The 19,543-nt window shown below is 42.0% G+C and carries 19 protein-coding genes and 1 other annotated feature (1 of these 20 running past the window's edge); of the genes, 8 read left to right on the top strand and 11 right to left on the bottom strand.

The window, feature by feature from the left end:
- Positions 1 to 40: a binding site (T-box leader), on the bottom strand (it extends 193 nt beyond the left edge of the window).
- A 585-nt stretch (positions 41 to 625) separates the two neighbouring features.
- Complete coding sequence (locus AWM74_RS06385; RefSeq protein WP_026465711.1) at positions 626 to 2,137, top strand: FAD/NAD(P)-binding protein; 1,512 nt, start codon at positions 626 to 628, stop codon at positions 2,135 to 2,137.
- Between the two features lie 112 nt (positions 2,138 to 2,249).
- Here AWM74_RS06385 and AWM74_RS06380 read toward each other — a convergent pair whose 3' ends face one another.
- On the bottom strand, positions 2,250 to 2,492 hold the full coding sequence (locus AWM74_RS06380; RefSeq protein WP_051218192.1) for a pyridine nucleotide-disulfide oxidoreductase: 243 nt from the start codon (positions 2,490 to 2,492) through the stop codon (positions 2,250 to 2,252).
- 107 nt (positions 2,493 to 2,599) lie between these two features.
- Between AWM74_RS06380 and AWM74_RS06375 the strand changes: the two genes are divergently transcribed.
- On the top strand, positions 2,600 to 3,643 hold the full coding sequence (locus tag AWM74_RS06375; RefSeq protein WP_026465712.1) for an ornithine cyclodeaminase family protein: 1,044 nt from the start codon (positions 2,600 to 2,602) through the stop codon (positions 3,641 to 3,643).
- 139 nt (positions 3,644 to 3,782) lie between these two features.
- Here AWM74_RS06375 and AWM74_RS06370 read toward each other — a convergent pair whose 3' ends face one another.
- The gene (locus AWM74_RS06370) at positions 3,783 to 5,807 is read right to left on the bottom strand and encodes a heavy metal translocating P-type ATPase (RefSeq protein WP_034258082.1); all 2,025 of its coding nucleotides are present in this window, start codon (positions 5,805 to 5,807) and stop codon (positions 3,783 to 3,785) included.
- Between the two features lie 675 nt (positions 5,808 to 6,482).
- Between AWM74_RS06370 and AWM74_RS06365 the strand changes: the two genes are divergently transcribed.
- The 4 genes from AWM74_RS06365 (at position 6,483) to AWM74_RS06350 (ending at position 8,969) form a co-directional block, all read left to right on the top strand.
- Positions 6,483 to 6,722, top strand: coding sequence for a DUF2829 domain-containing protein (locus AWM74_RS06365; protein WP_016896625.1), 240 nt, complete (start codon positions 6,483 to 6,485; stop codon positions 6,720 to 6,722).
- A 13-nt stretch (positions 6,723 to 6,735) separates the two neighbouring features.
- Positions 6,736 to 7,515, top strand: a complete 780-nt coding sequence (locus AWM74_RS06360) for a 3-oxoacyl-ACP reductase (RefSeq protein ID WP_026465713.1) — start codon at positions 6,736 to 6,738, stop codon at positions 7,513 to 7,515.
- Between the two features lie 139 nt (positions 7,516 to 7,654).
- Positions 7,655 to 8,203: a QueT transporter family protein gene (locus AWM74_RS06355; RefSeq protein ID WP_026465714.1), complete on the top strand. Its 549-nt coding sequence runs from the start codon at positions 7,655 to 7,657 to the stop codon at positions 8,201 to 8,203.
- A 112-nt stretch (positions 8,204 to 8,315) separates the two neighbouring features.
- Positions 8,316 to 8,969 carry an SDR family oxidoreductase gene (locus AWM74_RS06350; RefSeq protein WP_026465715.1) on the top strand — a complete coding sequence of 218 codons (654 nt, stop codon included), beginning with the start codon at positions 8,316 to 8,318 and terminating at the stop codon, positions 8,967 to 8,969.
- Positions 8,970 to 9,047: 78 nt separating this feature from the next.
- Here AWM74_RS06350 and AWM74_RS06345 read toward each other — a convergent pair whose 3' ends face one another.
- The 7 genes from AWM74_RS06345 to AWM74_RS06315 all read right to left on the bottom strand — a co-directional run bounded on the left by AWM74_RS06345 (position 9,048) and on the right by AWM74_RS06315 (position 14,295).
- Entirely contained in the window at positions 9,048 to 9,755 is a 708-nt protein-coding gene (locus AWM74_RS06345; protein WP_026465716.1) for a DNA alkylation repair protein, read from the bottom strand.
- A 58-nt stretch (positions 9,756 to 9,813) separates the two neighbouring features.
- On the bottom strand, positions 9,814 to 10,461 hold the full coding sequence (locus tag AWM74_RS06340) for a YczE/YyaS/YitT family protein (RefSeq protein ID WP_026465717.1): 648 nt from the start codon (positions 10,459 to 10,461) through the stop codon (positions 9,814 to 9,816).
- A 54-nt stretch (positions 10,462 to 10,515) separates the two neighbouring features.
- Complete coding sequence (locus AWM74_RS06335; protein WP_026465718.1) at positions 10,516 to 11,226, bottom strand: MBL fold metallo-hydrolase; 711 nt, start codon at positions 11,224 to 11,226, stop codon at positions 10,516 to 10,518.
- Between the two features lie 247 nt (positions 11,227 to 11,473).
- Positions 11,474 to 12,283, bottom strand: coding sequence for an aldo/keto reductase (locus AWM74_RS06330; RefSeq protein WP_016896632.1), 810 nt, complete (start codon positions 12,281 to 12,283; stop codon positions 11,474 to 11,476).
- Positions 12,284 to 12,307: 24 nt separating this feature from the next.
- Positions 12,308 to 12,691, bottom strand: coding sequence for an OsmC family protein (locus AWM74_RS06325; RefSeq protein WP_051218194.1), 384 nt, complete (start codon positions 12,689 to 12,691; stop codon positions 12,308 to 12,310).
- Positions 12,692 to 12,910: 219 nt separating this feature from the next.
- A complete protein-coding gene (locus AWM74_RS06320; protein ID WP_026465720.1) occupies positions 12,911 to 13,393 on the bottom strand; it encodes a PepSY domain-containing protein in 483 nt (160 codons plus the stop codon).
- Positions 13,394 to 13,500: 107 nt separating this feature from the next.
- On the bottom strand, positions 13,501 to 14,295 hold the full coding sequence (locus tag AWM74_RS06315) for a carbon-nitrogen family hydrolase (RefSeq protein WP_236702825.1): 795 nt from the start codon (positions 14,293 to 14,295) through the stop codon (positions 13,501 to 13,503).
- Between the two features lie 273 nt (positions 14,296 to 14,568).
- Here AWM74_RS06315 and AWM74_RS06310 point away from each other — a divergent pair, with 273 nt between their 5' ends.
- Complete coding sequence (locus AWM74_RS06310) at positions 14,569 to 16,104, top strand: metal ABC transporter solute-binding protein, Zn/Mn family (RefSeq protein ID WP_051218196.1); 1,536 nt, start codon at positions 14,569 to 14,571, stop codon at positions 16,102 to 16,104.
- Positions 16,105 to 16,385: 281 nt separating this feature from the next.
- Here the strand turns inward: AWM74_RS06310 and AWM74_RS06305 are convergent, their stop codons facing one another.
- The gene (locus AWM74_RS06305; protein WP_026465723.1) at positions 16,386 to 16,850 is read right to left on the bottom strand and encodes a glutathione peroxidase; all 465 of its coding nucleotides are present in this window, start codon (positions 16,848 to 16,850) and stop codon (positions 16,386 to 16,388) included.
- 591 nt (positions 16,851 to 17,441) lie between these two features.
- On the opposite strand from AWM74_RS06305, the gene AWM74_RS06300 reads away from it, so the two are divergent.
- Positions 17,442 to 18,164, top strand: coding sequence for a GntR family transcriptional regulator (locus AWM74_RS06300; protein ID WP_026465724.1), 723 nt, complete (start codon positions 17,442 to 17,444; stop codon positions 18,162 to 18,164).
- Positions 18,165 to 18,219: 55 nt separating this feature from the next.
- Here AWM74_RS06300 and AWM74_RS06295 read toward each other — a convergent pair whose 3' ends face one another.
- A complete protein-coding gene (locus tag AWM74_RS06295) occupies positions 18,220 to 19,524 on the bottom strand; it encodes an SLC13 family permease (protein WP_026465725.1) in 1,305 nt (434 codons plus the stop codon).
- Positions 19,525 to 19,543 lie beyond the last annotated feature (19 nt).

The following is a 19,543-nucleotide window of genomic DNA, read 5'->3' as shown; positions in this document are numbered from 1 at the left end:
GCCTTACCCACATAATTACTCTACTCATCCACGCACTGGCTTATTTGAATATTTACTTTTATTGCTATCTAGACTTGCAATAAATTTGCTTGCACTCAATCTAACAAATTCCACTCACTAGCATCAACCTTATCGCCTAGCCCTAAACTTTCCAAATCTCTTTTTGGGGAAAATAACGACACATCACAAAATCTAAGGAAACCCTTTGATCATCAAGCTTTTCACATCAATTTAATTTTTCCATAATCGCTAACCGCTATCATCATTGATATGGAAGTAGGACAGGCACAGACAGAAAATAAGAATTTTAAATACAATCTTTGTACAAAAGACCACTTTTCATCAAATTGAAAATCCTAACAATGTGATTAAATCAGCCTTTCTAATCAAATCAGTTTAAACAAGGCCCTTACCCTACAAATATCATTTGCCCGATTTTGATTTTCTGCATACAAATATTGCCTTCTGCTGTTATCACTTTTATCGATAACCATTGATTGATAAATGCTTGAGCAAATTTCCCCACTAGAACCGTCTACTCGGTTACAATTCTCTTTAATGATTATGCAATTATTTAAATAGACACATAAACAAATCAACCAATTTCTAGAAATGAGGATGTCAGATGCGAATTGCCATAGTAGGTTTTGGGATTGCGGGTGCTAGCACCCTAATCCAGTTAAGTAAACAATTTGATTTAAATGCCGCGACCGACCAAGTGGACGTCTATGAAACACGCCCACGCTTAGGTGCAGGTGCCCCATATGCGGAGGACGACGATGCCACAGTCATCAACTCCTTCCCGCGGTCATTGTCCCTTGATGACGATAACAACGAGGACTTTATCAACTGGACCAAGGTCAACTACCCGGCAATCGATATCGATAATGTCTTTGCCCCGCGAACCATTTACGGTGAATACGTGGAAGCATACCTCAAACCCTATTTAGCCAAGGATTACGTCCGTCACATCCAAGCCAAAGTCACCGATTTTCAAGTCGTAGACGCAGACGGGACACCCCTTTACCAGCGACCAATCGAAGATGGCTTAGCTTATCAAGTCTTTACGTCCGAAAATGGTTGGTCTCAGATTTACGACGCGGTCTTTTTTGCCATTGGCCACCCGCCCTATCAAGACCCATATCAATTGGACGGCCAAGCCAACTACATTCAAGACCCTTACCCATTGGGGGAGAAATTGGAGGCAACTAAAGGCAAGCGTCGAATTGGGATTGTGGGCTCTGGTTTAACGACTATCGACTTGATCAATTACTGCAACAAGTACGATTTATTTGCCGACCAAGAAGTGACGGTCTACTTTCGCCACGAACCCTTCCGGTCAGTGATCCAACCTGACGCTAACGAAGACTATATCCAGTCCATCGACGATGAATGGATTGAGACACAAAGAGCAGTCAACAAAGGGGCTATCCCGATTCAAGTCGTCATCAACCAAGTCAAGGCCGACTTAAAGGCCAACGGTATTGACTACAGCCGGGTATGGGCCAACTTCAATACAGGTTCAGTCGCTACCGTCACCAAGGCTATCCGTCAAGATGACCCTGACTACCGTCGTTTCCAAGGATTTTTCCGAGCTTTCTACCCAGTTCTCCACCAAATGATGGGGGCCCTAGATGCTGCCGGTAAAGACTATTTCTACAAGGACCTAGGTGCCTTCTTCCGCATGCTGTATTCACAAGCCCCAGCTGCTTCCATCAGCATGATTTTAGACTTAGTAGCCCAAGGCAAACTGAAATTAGTTTCTGGCTTATCTGATATCCAACCCTTGGAAAATGGCCAGTTCCACCTTTACGCTAACGGAATCCGCCACAAGGCAGATGTCTTAATCAACGCCACTGGCTTCAATAGTCGTTTAAGTCAGGCAAAAGACACTGACCCGTTACTGGGTAATTTGATCCGCCGTAATTTAATCCTGCCTGACAACCGGGACAATATTTTAGCGGCTTACCCAAGCGCGACGCCATTAAACCCTAACTACCAAATCCTAGACAATGTCTACTTCCTAGGTAGCTGGATTGCTTCAACCCAAGGGCCGAACACGTCCGTTGCCCTGGCCAAGAAACAAACCCACATCGCCGTCACTGACTTTCACCAACAAGTCAACAAGCACAAGTAATTTACTATTTTTCCATGCAAAAAGGACTTGCACCCTCAAGCTAAGTGAGCGGCGCAAGTCCTTTTATCGTGTTTCATATTTTATTGAGATTAGTCGGTTTTACTAAACACGCTTATTTGTCAACCATTGCGAACAAGTCATTCAATCCTTCAGCTAAAGTAGGTTGGGTATAGATTTGGTCACGTAAAGTTGTGTATGGTAAGTGTGCCTTCATGGATACTGTGATGATTTTATGGGCACCTTCGCCGAATAAACGAAGCCATAAAATTTCATTGGTTTTCTCATCGATAACTGGTTTAAATACTCTAGTAGTTCGGCAGATTACTTTTACTTTTGAAATATTCACCACTGGCAATTAAATTTTACTTTTTGCAAATAAATCGCTATCATTATCTCATATGCATACAAAAAACGCCCGATGCACATAGATGGGCTTAAACAATGAAATAAGGGAGTGATTAGATGACATTATTACTGAATGTTAAAGACATCCGAGGGTTGGTCGATATGGCAGAGACCGTCAACATTGTCGAAAGAACCTATCATGAAATGGGTCAAGGCAAGGTTATCAACCCAAGTAAGGTGAATTTAGACTTAGGTGAAACGGGTAATTACCCCTTCTACGACGGCTTTATGAATGCCATGCCAGCCTATGTCGACTGGTTAAACATGGCTGGAATGAAGTGGATTGGTGGCTTTTATGGCGGTCGCCGAGCAGCCGGATTCCCCTACATGACAGGGATGATCCTCTTGTTAGACCCACATGTGGGGCGGTTCTTATCCGCTATGGACGGGGCTTATATTACAAACCTTAGAACAGGTGCTCAAACCGCTGTCGCCCTATCATACTTTAACCTAGGTGAATCCATCTCACTGGGTATGTTTGGTGCTGGTACCCAGGCCAGAACCCAGGTGATTGCCATCACTAAACGTTACAAAATCAACCGTCTAGTCGTATGGAACCACCGCCGTTCAACATCAGAAGCTTTTAAAGAAGACATCGCCCACCTTATCGATGGTGAAGTTATCATAGCGGATAAACCTGAAGACGCCACAGATAATAACGTGCTGATTACGGTCACAGGAGCTACCGCACCCTTTATCACAGGTGACATGATCAAACCGGGTACCATCATCATGCCAATGGGGTCACGTGGCGAAATCACAGACGATATCATCATTAACGCCGATCATATTTATGTAGACCACAGAGCTCAAGCCCTTCATCGAGGTGCTTTAAAGAGCCTAAATGATGCTGGCCATATCTCAGAAGCTAATATCACAGCTGACTTTGGTCAACTGGCAACAAGCGAAATCTCCCCTCAACACAATGACAAAACAACCACTATTGTCATACCAATCGGTATTGGAGCATTAGATGTAGCTGTTGCAGGGCACGTCTACCACAGAGCCAAGGTCCAAGGCCTCGGCGAACAATTCGACTTCGACCTCCTAGGCGGAGACAATACCATCAATTACATGGAACCAGACTTGGAAAAAGAATAACTAGCAAGCAAAAAGGGGCGTGACCAATCATCACACCCCTTTTTGTGCATCATATTTATTCAAATTCACATCTAACGTTGGGTACTCGCCCTTGTTCATGTGTCTTGTATTGCAATTTAAAAATTTTTCTGACATAGCTTTAAATGTTATTCCTTTTCCCACGCAACAAGCGTAAGCCATTCATGATAACTAAAATTGTTGAGCCTTCATGGAAAAGGACGCCAAGGGCAATATCTGCAATGCCCATGAAATTCAGGATGACTAAAACGAGCACCACAAACATTGAAAAGGCCATATTCTGCCAAGTAATTCGGTTTAAATCTTTGGATACTTGGTGGGCATAAGTCAATTTGTCCAGGTCATTAGCCATCACGACAACATCAGCAACGTCAATTGCCACATCAGTTCCGTCACCCATAGCGAAACCAATATCTGCTTGCACTAGAGCTGGCGCGTCATTGACCCCGTCCCCTGTCATCCCAACTTGTCCGTATTCAGCTTGTAAGTCTTTAACAATTTGGGCCTTCTCTTCAGGCAAAACATTGGCCACAACTTGGTCAATCCCCACTTGATTAGCGACTGCCTGACCAGTTACTTGGTTGTCCCCCGTGATCATGACAGTATGAACGTCCGCTTGGTGGAGGTAGTCGATGGCGGCTTTAGCCGCTTGGTTTGGCGTATCCATCATAGCTATGTAGCCGATAACTGCATCGTCTTTTGCGATATAAACCACCGTTTTCCCGTCCGCCGACAATTCGTCTGTGTGTCCCTTGATTTTGTCTGGAACGACTGTGAATATTGATGGCTTACCGATTTGATAAGTGTGGCCAGCGTAGGTCCCACTCAGCCCTTTTCCAAGGTCATTCGTCACTTCAATCGGGTCGGTTAAGGGTTTTGTGTGGGCTTTAAATTCTTGTAAAATGGCACGGGCCAAGGGATGGTTGGATTGACTTTCCGTCGCGACAACTACTGGCAAGATTGCTTCGTCTTGGATTCCGTCAACAAAAAAGTAGTCGGTCACTTCGGGTTCACCCTTGGTCAAGGTGCCTGTTTTATCAAAGGCAATGGCTTTTAAATCAATCAGATTCGATAGGTAAGCGCCACCTTTGAATAGGACGCCATGGCGTGCCAAGTTTGAAATGGCCGATAGGGTTGCGGGCACTGCTGAAGCGGCCAAGGCACATGGTGAGGCGGAAATTAAGAATATCAGTCCACGGTACCAAGCCTCTGCCCATTCCCAGCCGAAGATCCAAGGACCTAGAAGGACTATGAATGGGAAAATGGCCAGGACGATTGTGACATAGATTGGTTCGATTTTCTTAATTTTAGTGGCAGCTGGTGTCAAATTGGCTTGGGACGCTTCCACCATTTGCAGGATTTTCGCAAAGACAGTTTCATCCGGATTCTTCGTGACTTCAACCACAATAGCGTGGTCCCCGTTAATGGTCGCCCCAAATACCTCGTCACCTACTGTTTTTTCTTTAGGCATTGATTCGCCATTGATAGAGGCTTCGTTGATGACAGTAGCCCCTTTGACAATTCGGCCATCAGTAGGGATTTGACCCCCATTTAAGACTTGGACTTGGTCACCGATTTGCAGTTGGTCAACTGCCACGTTTTGGGTTGAACCATCAGCCTGTAATAGTAAGGCTTCAGTTGGGTTCAAATTCATCAGGTTGGTAATTTCACGTCGCGACCGCCCTTCCGCATAATCTTCTAGAAAGTGAGCACCCGCGAAAATTAAAATTAATAGGGCTGCTTCATAGAAAGAGCCTATTAATAAAGCGCCAACTGCCGCCAGCCCCATCAATAAGTGGATATTGGGTTTGAATTTACCAGCGGACATGGTGTCTCGAATAGTATCACCAAAGCCCTCACCTAACACGTGGTAGCCGGATAAAATTACTGACGCTACCATTAAGGTATTCCCGATAAATGGTAGCCAATTACCAATGATAAGCCCTAAAATGAAGGCGATGAAACCAATGATATACAGGCGGGTCGCCAGCTTGGTATCATGTTCACTATGGTTGTGTCCACAGTGGTCATGACCGTTGCCGTGGTCGTGTTTATGATTATGGTCGTTAGTGTTTGCGTGTTCATGTGTATGTTGATTAGAATGATGTCTCGTATCTTTATGGTGATGGGTCTCTTTTTCAGTCATCATGTCCACTCCTTTTTAATAGCTTACTTACAATATATAAGTATATATGAATATCTATTCATATTCCTCACCCTTATTATACAGCACCAATATGAAAAAACAATCATATTCATTAAAAAAGATAGGTTATTGACAAAGGAAAATGTCTTTGGGCTAAATTATTTTGGAAATTACTACTGTCTAATTTTGACCTAGCTTTCTCAACGTTTTTGAATGAATCCTTGAACACTTTTGGCCACCACTTCCATCGTTTATTAGGGATTTATTTTAAAGCGAAAATCTTGTTAACCAGTTTTAGCATATTATTCATTTTGCTACCAACTCTTATAACAATTACAGTATTTGAAGGTCTGATATCCTTATATAGCTATCATGTTGTTCAATATTTAATGAGGCTAGAACTACCTAGCATGCCTTCGCGGTGAAAAATATAAGCTGACATATATCAGTCTGTGGGCTTTAGTCCATACAGAATGAATGGTCAGACAAGGCATTAGACCAAGGCTAATGCCTGTCCTTCCGCATGGAAGGCAATGATAGATATGTGTAAGCCGAAGGGTGATATTTTATTAAATACATATCTTAGAAAAAATATCTAACACAATTTATTAAACACATGCTGTCCTTAAATTTGCTATAATGGCTGTTGATGAAATTCGAGGAGGTGACAAAAAGATGACATTTGAACAAATCTTACCTAAATTACGCGAAGGTGCCTTCATCATCCGTGATGGTTGGGGTGGCGCAGAAGAGTACGTAAAACTAGTTGACCCGAAAGAATTTGAAGGTCAAGCAATTACGCCCTACTTCCTGATTTCAGTTGCAGGCGAGGGCTTCTCAATGTTCCAACCAACTGTATGCGATATCCTTGCTGAAGACTGGTCTATTGTTGACCCTGAAACTGTTGCCAAATAAAAGAGTGATCACTATGACAAACACATATACAGATTTTCCAAAGTTACCCAATCAGTTGAATGTCGTAATTACTGGCGCTATGTCAGGTATTGGGGCTAGCCAAGTTGAGGCTTTCTTAAGTCATGGCCACCGGGTTTACACCGTGGATATTCAAACTAATGCTGATCAATTGGCGAAATGGCAAGCTATCTACCCAGAAACCTACTATTTCCAAGAATTGGACTGTAGTGATGTTTCGGCGGTTTCGTCCTTTTTCCAACACATTACTAAGGACCTATCTGGAATTGATGTCCTATGTAATACGGCGGGCAAGTTGGACGGGTATGTGGCTTTAGGGGATACGAATCCTGATTTATGGGCGGATATCCTAACGCATAATCTCCAGTCTGTTTTTAATATGACCAAGGCGGCTCTACCATACTTATTATCCAATCCTACTTCTCGCTTGATCAATATGGCTTCGATCGCGGGCTTAACGGCTGGTGGTGGCGGGATTGCTTATACAACAGCTAAGCATGCTATCGTCGGCTTTACTAAACAGATGGCCTACGACTATGCGGGGCAAGGGTTAGTAGCGAACGCCATTGCGCCTGGTGCCATCATGACGCCAATGAACCAAGCTGATTTTGTGGGTGATAGTCCCATGGCCGACCAAGTGATGGCTCAAACACCCGCTAAACGGTGGGCAAGTCCTGATGAAGTGGCAGCCCTGACCCTATTTCTAGCCAGCGACCAGGCAGCTTACATGCAGGGCAATACCATACCTGTCGACGGCGGTTGGCTGATTCGGTAACTTTCTACATATATAAAATCACAAATCCAACATCACAAATTACACTAAAATTGCGACACTTCGGTAGAGTACTACTCACTGGTATCAGTGTCCTTTGGTCGCAATTGCACACTAGGCCTAGCCTATAAAGGAGACTTAAATGAATAACGCAAATGATACAATCACCCCTTCACGTTTTACCACTCTAGATATGACTAAGATTGCCGTTGTGGCAGCCTTATACGTGGTCATCACCCTAGTCATCGCGCCGATTTCTTACGGCCCCGTTCAATTCCGGATTTCTGAATCTCTAAACTTCCTAGCCCTTCACAATAAACGCTATATCTGGGCAGTTTCTATCGGTGTTTTCATCGCCAACTTCCTGACTTACGGCCCAATCGACATGATCGTCGGCTCTGTTTCAACCTTTATCTTTCTATACATTGGTCGCTGGTTAGGTGATTATCTTGTCAAAATGGCCAAGCAAGCTCAATTTGGCTTATTGTCTGACCAATGGATTCGCTATATTACTTTGACAGTCATTTTCGCCCTATCCATGTTCACAACCACTACAACAATCGTATTAGTCGGTGCCGACGCCGCCTTCTTACCGATATATTTCTCACTAGCCCTGTCTGAATTTGCGGCCATGACCCTTGGTATGTTCATTATGTACCCAATAAGCAAACGAATCGATTTCGACCGCTAACAAGCGGATTCTTTGAATTGCCCTTTTTTGACCTTTATACTATGTAGTAGACAAATGAATATAAAAATTTGATAGAGAAATGAAAGAGTCATTTGAAAGGAGTTTTTCAAACATGAGAGTACTTGTTATTGGTGCCAATGGTGGCGTATCCCGTCACTTCGCAGATTTTGTAAAAGATTCAGAAACAGTAGAAGAAGTTGCAGCTATTCGTAACTTAGACCAAGCCCCCTTCTTTGAAGAACGCGGGATTGAATCAGTTTACTTAGACTTAACTAAACACACACAAGCAGACATTGAAAAAATTCTGACCGACAATAATATTGATTCAGTGATTTTCTCTGCCGGTGCTGGTGGATCAGGTGACGACATTGTTATGATGGTTGACCTTGATGGCGCTATTAAATCTATGCAGGCAGCTGAGGCAGTTGGTATCAAGCGTTTCGTGATTGTATCTACATTTAGAACTGGTCGCGAGGAAATCGAGAAAGGTGTCCTACGCGTTTATACCACTGCGAAAACTTACGCAGACGAATGGTTGAAATCACGCACCAACTTAGATTGGACCATTGTTCACCCAGGTGTCCTACGTGATCAACCAGGTTCAGGAAAAATCACTACCGAACCCCAAGCTGAAATCATTGATGTGGCCCGTCAAAACGTAGCCCAAACCTTACTAGCAGTTCTGGAAAACGACAATACTATTGGTAAAGAATTTGAAGTGGTAGATGGCGATACAGATGTCACAACAGCCGTTCAAAATCTATAAGTATGCATAAGTAAATAATCAGTAAATAAGTAAAAGGTGCCCGCGAACAAAGTCGCAGGCACCTTTTTCCTATTTAAATTAACATCTGACGTATTTACGTTTAAAACCTATCCGATCTCTTTCAATTTCCTTTTGAATCGACGCATAAGCATTCAAAGTTTGTGGTTTCTTGTGTTCACGCTCAATGACTAATTCACCAATTTCTTCCGCTACTGTTAGGGCTTTTTCAGATAAAGGAATATAGGATAAGCCAACCGTATAAACAAAGTTGTTCATTGAATGCTTGGTCCGTTCAGGTTGATCATGAATTGTTTCTTTAACTTGTTCCAACATAGCTGACAACTTATCTTTATCAAAATTGTCGTCTTTCAACCGACCCAACAACCAGCAATAAGTCGACCAGCCAGCTGACATCCTCAACTCCTCGCCAGAAGCAATCCACTTGTCCGCCACTTCTTGGGCGATATTTGCTTCAGATAAGGTCACAGCAACCACCCAATCAGCCAACATAAAGCAGTAAGCTTGGTCCAACCACCGGTCATAATCCGCTTCCGTCATGGCATTAGCGTCCGCAATCACACCTGCAAAGTACATGGCATCATAGTTTCCTGATGCATACAATTCTTCAGCAAGGTCTTGATTGATTTTAATCGCCTTCCGCATGGTTTTCATAGACCCAGTCGTTACCCCAAATAACGGCTCAACCGCCCCATTTGATAGGTACATTTTCTTGGTCCGCTCTTTCCCCAAAGATTCCAGTTCCGTCATCACTTCAGCGTATTCCATACCCTCACCCTATCTATCAAGTCGCTAACATCATTTAGTCTTCGCCTTTTATAGCCGTTTAAATTTTACTGCCTGTTAATTTAGTGACAATGGGTTCAGCCAGTTTAGCTCTAAAGGTTGAAATCATCGGTCCCGCAAAGAAACCTAAATAAACAGTCATTAAGCCAACCGGACCACCTAATAATAAGGCCATCAATAAGCATAAAATTTCATGGGCAAAACGGACTTGCGCATAAGAAAATTTACTTTTCTCCTCAACAGTTGGTGCAATTGCATCTAGGGGTGCTGTACCAATTCCGGCCGAAATGTATAAAGATGCACCGAATAGGAATATCGTACCTGCAATGACAGTCAATACAACCCGGATCAATAAATTCATATCACCGTCACCTAAACCTGCCTGATTAAAAAAGAAATCAAAAAATTCCACGATATAACCGACAAAGAACCAGTTGATCAGCGTCCCCAAGCCAAATTGACTACGGTCAACGAAGACTACGGCTAAAAATATAAATACATTAAAAATAACAACTACCGTACCAAAGCGAATGCCAGTTAAGGCCGAAATCCCCATATTCATTGCACTATATGGATCCATCCCCATATCGATCGTCCCAGATAATGAGATTCCAAATGCAATTGCCACACAACCAATAAAGGCCACAATGGCTCGGATCAGTAAATCTTTATTCAAATAATCTTTCATATAATAATCTCCTTTTTAATAATGTCCTTTATAATAATATCCTTTTTGCCGCTACTAAACTTGCATAAACGCGTCTAATTCCTCAAACGAAATTGGGTCAATGTGGCCATGCAAGTAGAAATCAGCGTCCAGTTGACTCAAAGTTTGACGTAAGAAAGCCATTTTCTCAGGGTCTAAATAAGAATTGTTGTAGAAGTCCTCAGTAATGGTGTCACCAATGAAGGCCACTTTTTCAGACGGAATATAGATAACCACCCCATCTTCAGAGTGCGGATTCACCACTGGGAAAACTTTCACTTCAAGGTTACCTAAATCAATATTCAGCTCACCCTCAAATTCCAAACCAGCTTGTTTTACTTTAATTTGGCTTACTGGATTGTCATACTCAACACGTATATATTGGTCACAAAAAGCACATTCTTCGCCTGTTTCAAGGCGTTCTTGCATCGCTTCCTCAGTCCACTTCCACTCAGCCATCACCCCTAATTGCGCATTGGTTTTTTTATTCGCTAAGACCGGCGTATCCACCGCATGAATCCCATAAGTATGGTCCCAATGCCAATGGGTAATTAAAGTCATTGCTTCTTTAGGTAAACCTAGACGTTCAACTTCCTGGTCAAAATTCGCTACATGGCTGGCAGAATTTCCAGCATCAATTCGCAAGGAAAACTTGTCTCCTTTGATATAACCCAGAACTGGGCGGTCCAAATCCCCATCCGCCGGCATATAATACACACGTTCTGTTAATTGCTTTAATTGTCTCATCCTTTAGCTCGTCTCCTTTTCAGTCAATTCATTATAACAAAATTTACAATCTTCCAATACCCCTAGAAATTTTACCCATATAAAAAAGGCTACAACATTTACGTCATAACCCTTTTTACTAATATCGGACTCTTCTTACGCATAAACATCCGTATGTCACTGCGTTCCGGCGGCTGTTCCACAAAAATCAAACTCTTCCTAATGCGTTAGAGGCGTCGAGTCTTAATGACTTTTGTCGCACCACCTATTATAAGCTAGCGATTTTCTCTTTGTCTGCGTCGCTCAAGTTAAAATCGAATACATTCAAGTTGTCTGCTTGGTGGTCTGCGTTATGAGACTTAGGAATCACGACCACACCACGTTCAATTTGGTAGCGTAATAAAACTTGGCCCCAAGTTTTGCCGTATTGTGCACCAATCTCATCCAAGATAGCACGAGAGGCTTCGTCAGTTCCCTTCATTGGCGCCCAAGCTGTGACAACCACATCGTTTTCAGCAGAATATTCAATAATGTCATCGTTCCAAACTTCAACATTTGATTTAATTTGGTTGACCATTGGTTGAATACGCGCGTTATCGATGATGATATCTAATTGGTCTTGGTCGAAGTTAGATACACCAATAGCTTTGATCTTACCTTCGTTATAGGCATTTTCTAAAGCATACCAAGTTTGTAGCATTTCATTTTCATTGTCCCAAGGGTGGTGAATCAAGTATAAGTCAATGTAGTCCGTTTGTAATGCTTCCAGTGAGGCATTTAAAGTCGCTTCAACTTTTTCAGCTGAACCCGCGTGGTCTAAATCACCAGGGATCTTAGATGTGATAAAGAAGTCCTCACGTGGTAAACCAGATTCTTTAATCGCTTTACCAACAGTCGACTCATTACGGTATGAAACCGCCGTATCAATAGCACGGTACCCTGCCGCAATTGCTGATTGCAATTCAGTCGTATCATCAGTCACTTCACCAAAATAGTCCCCGTCAACCTTACCAAAAGTGTTGGTACCAGTACCTAAAATTGGCATCTCTACGCCATTATTTAACGTTACAAATTCCATCATTACACGCTCCTTATATGCTCTCTATTGAAAAACAACTATCTCATTGACTTGAATATTTGGGTCAATACTTTGGACCACCGGACAATACTTGTGTATCATCTTGGTTGCCCGCTCAGCACGCCCCTGATTTTCCTCAGCCACTCTCACATACATAGTAATCGTGATTGCAGTAACTGGTTTGGCACTTTCCTCAGAACGGTCAAAATCAATGGCCACGTCATGGAAAGTATGGTCGATTTTTGAATTATTCAAAATATTCCGATATACACCCGCTGAACAGCCCGCAACCGCCAAGACAAAAGTATCCAAAGGCGAAAAACCAGTTTCCTTATTCAAAGGCCAGTTGCCCCCGTGGTCATTGACCGCCTCAGGACCCAAATCAGCCATATTTAAGTGTAAGGTCATCTATTCACTCCTCACTCAGCTAGGGACTGGATCACCAGCCCCCTAACTTCTTAATACTTTTATTATAGAAAAGAAATCAGGAAAATACTAGCAAACAGGACTCGCTCTGACCGAAAGAAATCAAGCATTTAAGCGTCTATTATCTTTAGCGAAAATAAACTTTCCCAAACTAAAAAGGTGGCACACTCACGTACCACCCTCTCTAAATCCGTATTTTAATTATCTGTCTTTTTCAGAATTTAAGATATCGCCTGTTGTTGCGTCGATATCATACTCAAATTCACGGTCGCCATCTACAGTAAATTCAATTTCATAATGGGCAACGTCATCGTAATCATCATCGTCGTCATCCACATCATCTAATTCAATTTCACGTTCTGTTAAGGCATCTTCAGTCGTGCCAGCGTCATCTAAAGCAATTTGCCATGCTTCATCTTCAGAAATAAATTCTCCTGAAGCAGCTTGGTCGGCTTCACTTGAGCTTGCACTCTCGTTGCTATCATCTGCATTGTCATCCGCGTCATCACCTGACGTGTCTTCAGAACTAGGTACCGTTTCAGAGCTTGTTTCACTTGAAGAAGCTTCTTGGCTGGTTGTTTCAGCTGTTTCGCTTGTAGTCGTATCTTCTTGACCACTGTTACCGCACGCCGCAAGTAAGAATACTGAGGCGAATAATGTTAGCGCACCTGTTTTTAATTTCATGGAATCTCCCTTTCGTTAAGCATAGTGTCGACTACTATAGTTAGCAAGATTGCTAACCTTTCATACATTATAACATATAGAAAAAAAGCTTCAAACCTTTTTATAACTTATACATCATAGATATCTGGTCTTCGGTCATTAAAGACGTTAATTGATGAACGAATGCCTTCAATAACAGAAAGGTCTACCTCTCCGTATTTTACGCCTACTTGTAAATCAGGAGTGACAACATACGCACCCCAAGGATCAATGATGGCTGAATGACCCCCATACAAAGCCTCTTCGTCTCCATTAACCGGTCCTCTTGAATTAGCCGATACGACAAACAACTGGTTTTCGATTGCCCGTGCCCGTCCCAAAGTATCCCAATGTAGATTCCGGACTTCAGGCCAAGCAGCCGGTGCAAATACAATCTGTGCATCCGCCAAGGCTAAAGCCCGCACCCACTCAGGGAAACGCAAGTCATAACAAGTGACAATACCACATTTGACCCCGTCCAATTCAAAGGTCACACTCGCTTCACCCGCTTCAAAATAACCATTTTCCTTGGCCGGTGAGAATAAATGGGCCTTATCATAAGCTGCAAGCTCTTGCCCTTTTCGGTTATAGATATAGGCCGTATTAAATAGCTTGTCACCACGCCTATTGGCCACCGAACCCCCAACCACATTGACTTGGTAGTTTTTAGCGAACTGGCTTAAAAATTGACGACTCACCTTGCCATCCTCGTCCGCTCGCTCTTTCACATCTTCCGGCAAGAAGGATGTATTCCATAATTCTGGCAGCACAATCACATCCGGTTGATTGGTCGTCGCTTCTTCCATCAACGCTTGAATCGTTTGAAAATTCTCTGCCACCTGGCTTTGTTGTAAGGCTGCTTGTACAATCGCAATTTTCATCATATTCCTCCTAATAACCCTTTTCTCCATTATATAAGAGTCCCTTCCAAAAGTAATTTAAAGGGCTTAATTCCTTGGAAAAATAGCCTTCGCGGTCTATATGATGGACATTTCATTTAAGTTTTAGTTGACTACTTGATTCGCCATGTGATAAATTAGCCAATATCAAATCGTAATGGTTACGATTTATCAACTTTGCCCCTAGCTAAGGCAAAAAACGTATTGGGTACCCAAATACATGTGATTGAATATTGTTTTGGAAGAGAGGATACATTGATGAATAAGAGTTTGACATTCGCTTTATTGACCTTAATGGGAGCTGCCCTTTTGGCGGCATGTGGACAAGCAAATACTGAGGCAGATGCGGGAAATGACGGGGACAAATTAGAAATTGCAACAACGATATACCCTGTTTATGCCTTCACAAAAGAAATTGTTGGCGACCAAGCTGACGTGAGTTTAATGGTACCAGCGGGCACAGAAGCTCATGACTATGAACCTTCTGCAAAACAAATTGCGACCCTAAACGAATCAGATGCCCTAATTTACCACAATGAAAATATGGAAACTTGGGTGCCTTCTGCAGAATCAAGCATCAACGAAGATGTAAATGTGATTAAAGGAACTGAAAACATGGTACTACTGCCAGGTTCTGAAGACGACCATGACCACGATCACTCTGATGAAGAAGGACACGAAGGTCACTCACACGCCTACGACCCACACACTTGGGTGTCACCATATCGTGCCATCATGGAAGTGGCATCTATTACAGCCCAATTAAGCGAATTATATCCAGATATGGCCGAAGAATTCCAAGGCAATGCGGATGCTTATATTGAAGAATTAAATGAGTTAGACGCCTTATATACAGAAGCCTTTGAGAATGCTAGTCGCCAAGACTTCGTTACTTCTCATACTGCCTTCACCTATCTAGCCGTTGATTACGGTTTAAATCAAATCGGGATTGCTGGTCTAACACCTGAAGAGGAACCATCAGCAGCCCGTCTAGCCGAATTAGCTGACTACGTAAAAGAAAATGATATTCAATATATCTACTACGAAGAAGCAGGCTCAGACAGCATGGCCAAAACACTGGCTGATGAAGCAGGGGTTGAAATGGCTGTCCTAAATCCGCTAGAAAGCCTTTCTCAAGAAGCTATGGATGAAGGTGCTGACTATATTTCTGTTATGAAGGAAAACCTAACTTCATTACAAAAAACAACAGACCTACCAGCCGCAGACGCAGAAACTGCTGAAGAAGAAACTGAACAAACAGTCTACAATGGCTACTTTGAAGATGCTGATGTAGCAGACCGTACCTTATCTGACTATGCAGGTGAATGGCAATCTGTTTACCCATTCCTTGAAGACGGTACCTTAGACCAAGTCTTTGACTACAAGTCTAAATTAAACGACGGCATGACCGCTGAAGAGTACAAAGAATACTACACAACTGGTTACCAAACTGACGTCGATAATATCAACATTACTGACAATACAATTGAATATATTGTGGCCGGTGAAAGCAAGACATTCGAGTATAACTATGTTGGTTATGAAATCTTAACCTATGAAAAAGGAAATCGTGGTGTTCGTTTCTTATTTGAAACAAACGACCCGGAAGCCGGCGACTACAAATACGTGCAATTCTCAGACCATAATATTGCACCCGTTGAAACAGGACACTACCATATTTACTGGGGTGGCGAATCACAAGAAGCCCTTCTTGAAGAAGTAGACCACTGGCCAACATACTATCCAACTGATATGTCTGGCTTAGAAATCGCACAAGAAATGACGGCTCACTAACCTAGAATATAATGATTCATATTTTACATATAAACAAAATACCTGGTGTTTTTCTAAACTCCCAGGAGTACTAGCCAATTAAAAGCCGCTAGTCCGCAAAAGGTGAGACAAAAATCGTTCAAGCTCGCAGTACTGGCGTAAATAGTTGTAGTGATGGCACATCACGAAACTTATTTGCGAAGTGGTTTCTAAACTATATTGACTTGTTTTACCCATACATACACAAAAAGGAAGATCTGCTTTTGACAGGTCTTCCTTTTTGATTTGTAGACGCTTATTCTCTACAAGTTATCTTGGATATCTGCTTCAATATCTGCGGGTTCTGTTGTTGGGGCATACCGTTTAATAAAGTTGCCTTGCCGGTCTACTAAAAATTTAGTGTAATTCCATTTTACTAGACCATTACCAGATGCTTTTTTCAGATACGAAAATAATGGTATTGTTTTAGGTCCGTTTACGGATACCTTATCGAACATAGGAAATGAAGTGCCAAAGTTTAGTGCGCATGCTTCTGCAGCCCCTTTACCATCCTCAGGTTCTTGCATGAATGAATTTGAAGGGAATCCAAGTACCTTAAAGCCCTCACGTTGATATTTTTGGTGTAAGTCTTCAAGTCCTTCTAATTGAGACGCTAGTCCACATTTAGTTGCTGTATTTACAATCAACAACAAGTCCCCTTCATAATCCGCTAGGTTTTTATCATGCCCATTAGCATCTTTTACAGTGTAATCATAGATAGTCATCATATTTCTCCTTTTTATAGTAGAAACGCTTCAAAGCCTTCTGTATCTTAGGTTAAATGATACGCCTTTTTACCTGTGAAAGCGAACAATCACGTTTAAATATTGATTATTTATCATCAATGTGCTTTCGCTAGTTGTTGAGTCTTACATCAATAATATTTGCTTGTACTAGTAACCACGTTACTAAAATTTATTAACTTCTATCGTTAACTTACGTTATTAAGCCAGAGTCTGGAGCTTTCCTAGTATACCTTAGCAGTGAAAGAGGATGGTCTGACTATTCATTCTTTGGACTTCGCCCCTTACAGATTAAATAGTCAGCCAAGCCATTAGACCTTGGCTGATGAGTTTCCCACTGCTTTTGAGGCAATGATAGGAAAAGTGTAGGCTGAAGGCTTATATATGCAAAGTAACAAGTACTAACACAAAGTTTAAGTCAATGGCTAACTGATATCTTTTTTTACATATATGATAAAGTAAAATTGAGAAACTTAGATTATATGGTGGTATCCATTTTTATACCCTAACCATTTGCAAATGTAAGAGCTTTCATGATATAATATATCAAATTCCTAAGAGAGAGGTTCTTTATATATGGCTAAATACGAAGAGGTAGCTGGCGCGTTGGTCCGCTACATCAATGAAAATGAATTAAATGCAGATGATAAGTTACCCAGTATCCAAGAAATGGTGGACTACTACCAAGTGAGTAAGAATACGGTATTATCTGCCTTAAATGACTTAGAGAAACAAGGGTTAATCTACCAAGTACGTGGTTCTGGAGTATATGTACGCGGTAATCAACGTAAGGGTTATATCAACCTATTAAACCTAGGTGGGTTTAATTCAACCTTGAGCCAATTTAAAATCGATTCTAAAGTTTTATCCCTTGCTTTAATTGCACCAACTGAGGAAGCGGTAGAGAATTTAAAAATTGATGACCCAGCAAAAACAAAGGTCTACCATGTTACCCGCATCCGCTACATCGAAGGGCGCCCCTTCTGTGTGGAGGAGTCTTATTTTGACAAGGATATAATCCCTTACTTAAGTGAAGAAATTGCTTCAAATTCCATCTTCGACTATATTACAGAAGATCTGGAAATTCCAATTGGCTATGGTGACCACTTCTTGCGTGTTGGGAAATTGAAGGCTGAGCAAGCTAACCATTTAAATTTAAGTGAAGGCGATCCTTGTTTAAAAACAGAGTCGATCTTCCATTTAAATAATGGGAAACCGTTCGACTATTCTAAAGTCACTTACCACTTTGAGGAAACACAATTCTTTATTCAAGGTGCGAGCACTCAATACCGTTATTAATTGAAATTGACCAAAGACAAAGGACGCGATTGGCTCGCGTCCTTTGTCTTTGTGCTTAAATGCTGTGGATAATTGATAAGGTCAAGGCCGTAATAGCTGCTGACCCAACTGTAAAAGGTGTTACCCTAAATAGTAAGGTGTTGTACAAGTCTTTTTGGTCTTTTCCTAGGTATCCTGATGAAGCGAGTAGTAAACTACCGCCATCCGAGAATGGTGTAACGGTTGCTGCAAATCCACCGATAATAATACAAACGGCCATGATGGCTGGACTCCAACCTGTTGTTGCGTATAGGGCAGGCAATGTTGTAAAGAATAGTGGTGCAATAACCCCAATAGTTGAGGAGAAAATTGACATACAACCACATAGTAAGGCGATGGTTACTGGAATAATTGGCCATGGTACATAAGAAATTAAGGCTGCTAGCGACTCAGTAATCCCTACTTGAACCCCTACCCCAATTAATAATGAAATCCCACAAGTCATCCAGATTACTGACCAAGGTGTCCGGTTGAGTACTTTTTGTCCGTCTGCTAATTCAAACATGTAGGCAATAACCCCAAATACAATCCCCATTAAACCTAGGTTTAGTGAATCACTAATAGAGGCGATGAATGGGATTGACCCACCAGTAAAGTTATCGATGATAGGAAAGATTAACATAATACCAATGAAAATGGTCATTAGGGTTAAAGTCTGCTTTTGTTTAGGATTTAAGGCTTCTGGTGCTTTCAACTCTACTTGCTTGTAGGCGTCATTTTTCCGGTCTCTAAACATTAAGAATAATAGCAATAAAATTGGATAAATGGCGGATACGATAAATAATTGCCATGAAATTTCTTGGGCCATATCGGCGAAGCCTGTGGAAGCCATCAAACCTTGAACGATAGCGCCAAGGGGTCCGAATGGAAATATACCACCAGCAAGTGCCCCTTCGATTACGGCAATGGCGATGATTCGGGTGTCTAAATTGTTTTCCTTAGCGATATTTAAAGCTAGGAAACCAACGATAGGTACCGATCCCCAAATGGACCCGCCCAATCCTGAAATTAGGGCTGCGGCGAAGAAGAAGCCAAAGGGTAACCAAAATAGGTGGTTTCTAAAGGCATAGATCAAGTGGTGGCCGATAATTTCTAAGGTCCCATTCTCATTGGCAAAGTTGAAGAAGAAGGAAACCCCGAAGATCATCATAAATAATTCAACTGGCCACAAGGCAAAAATCTCATCGGGACTAAGTCCAATCATGAAAGAACCTAGTATGTAAGCAAAGACGACCCCAACTATCCCTGCATTGACATCAAATTTTTCCCCTAAGAAGATAGCTAGTATAATTGCGCCTATGATTAACAACATATAAGTCATTCGTTTCCCTCATTTCGTT

Source organism: Aerococcus urinaeequi, assembly GCF_001543205.1.
In the GTDB taxonomy this organism is placed as follows: domain Bacteria; phylum Bacillota; class Bacilli; order Lactobacillales; family Aerococcaceae; genus Aerococcus; species Aerococcus urinaeequi.
The sequence above is the reverse complement of the archived record's forward strand: the minus strand, read 5'-3'. Positions and strand labels throughout refer to the sequence as shown.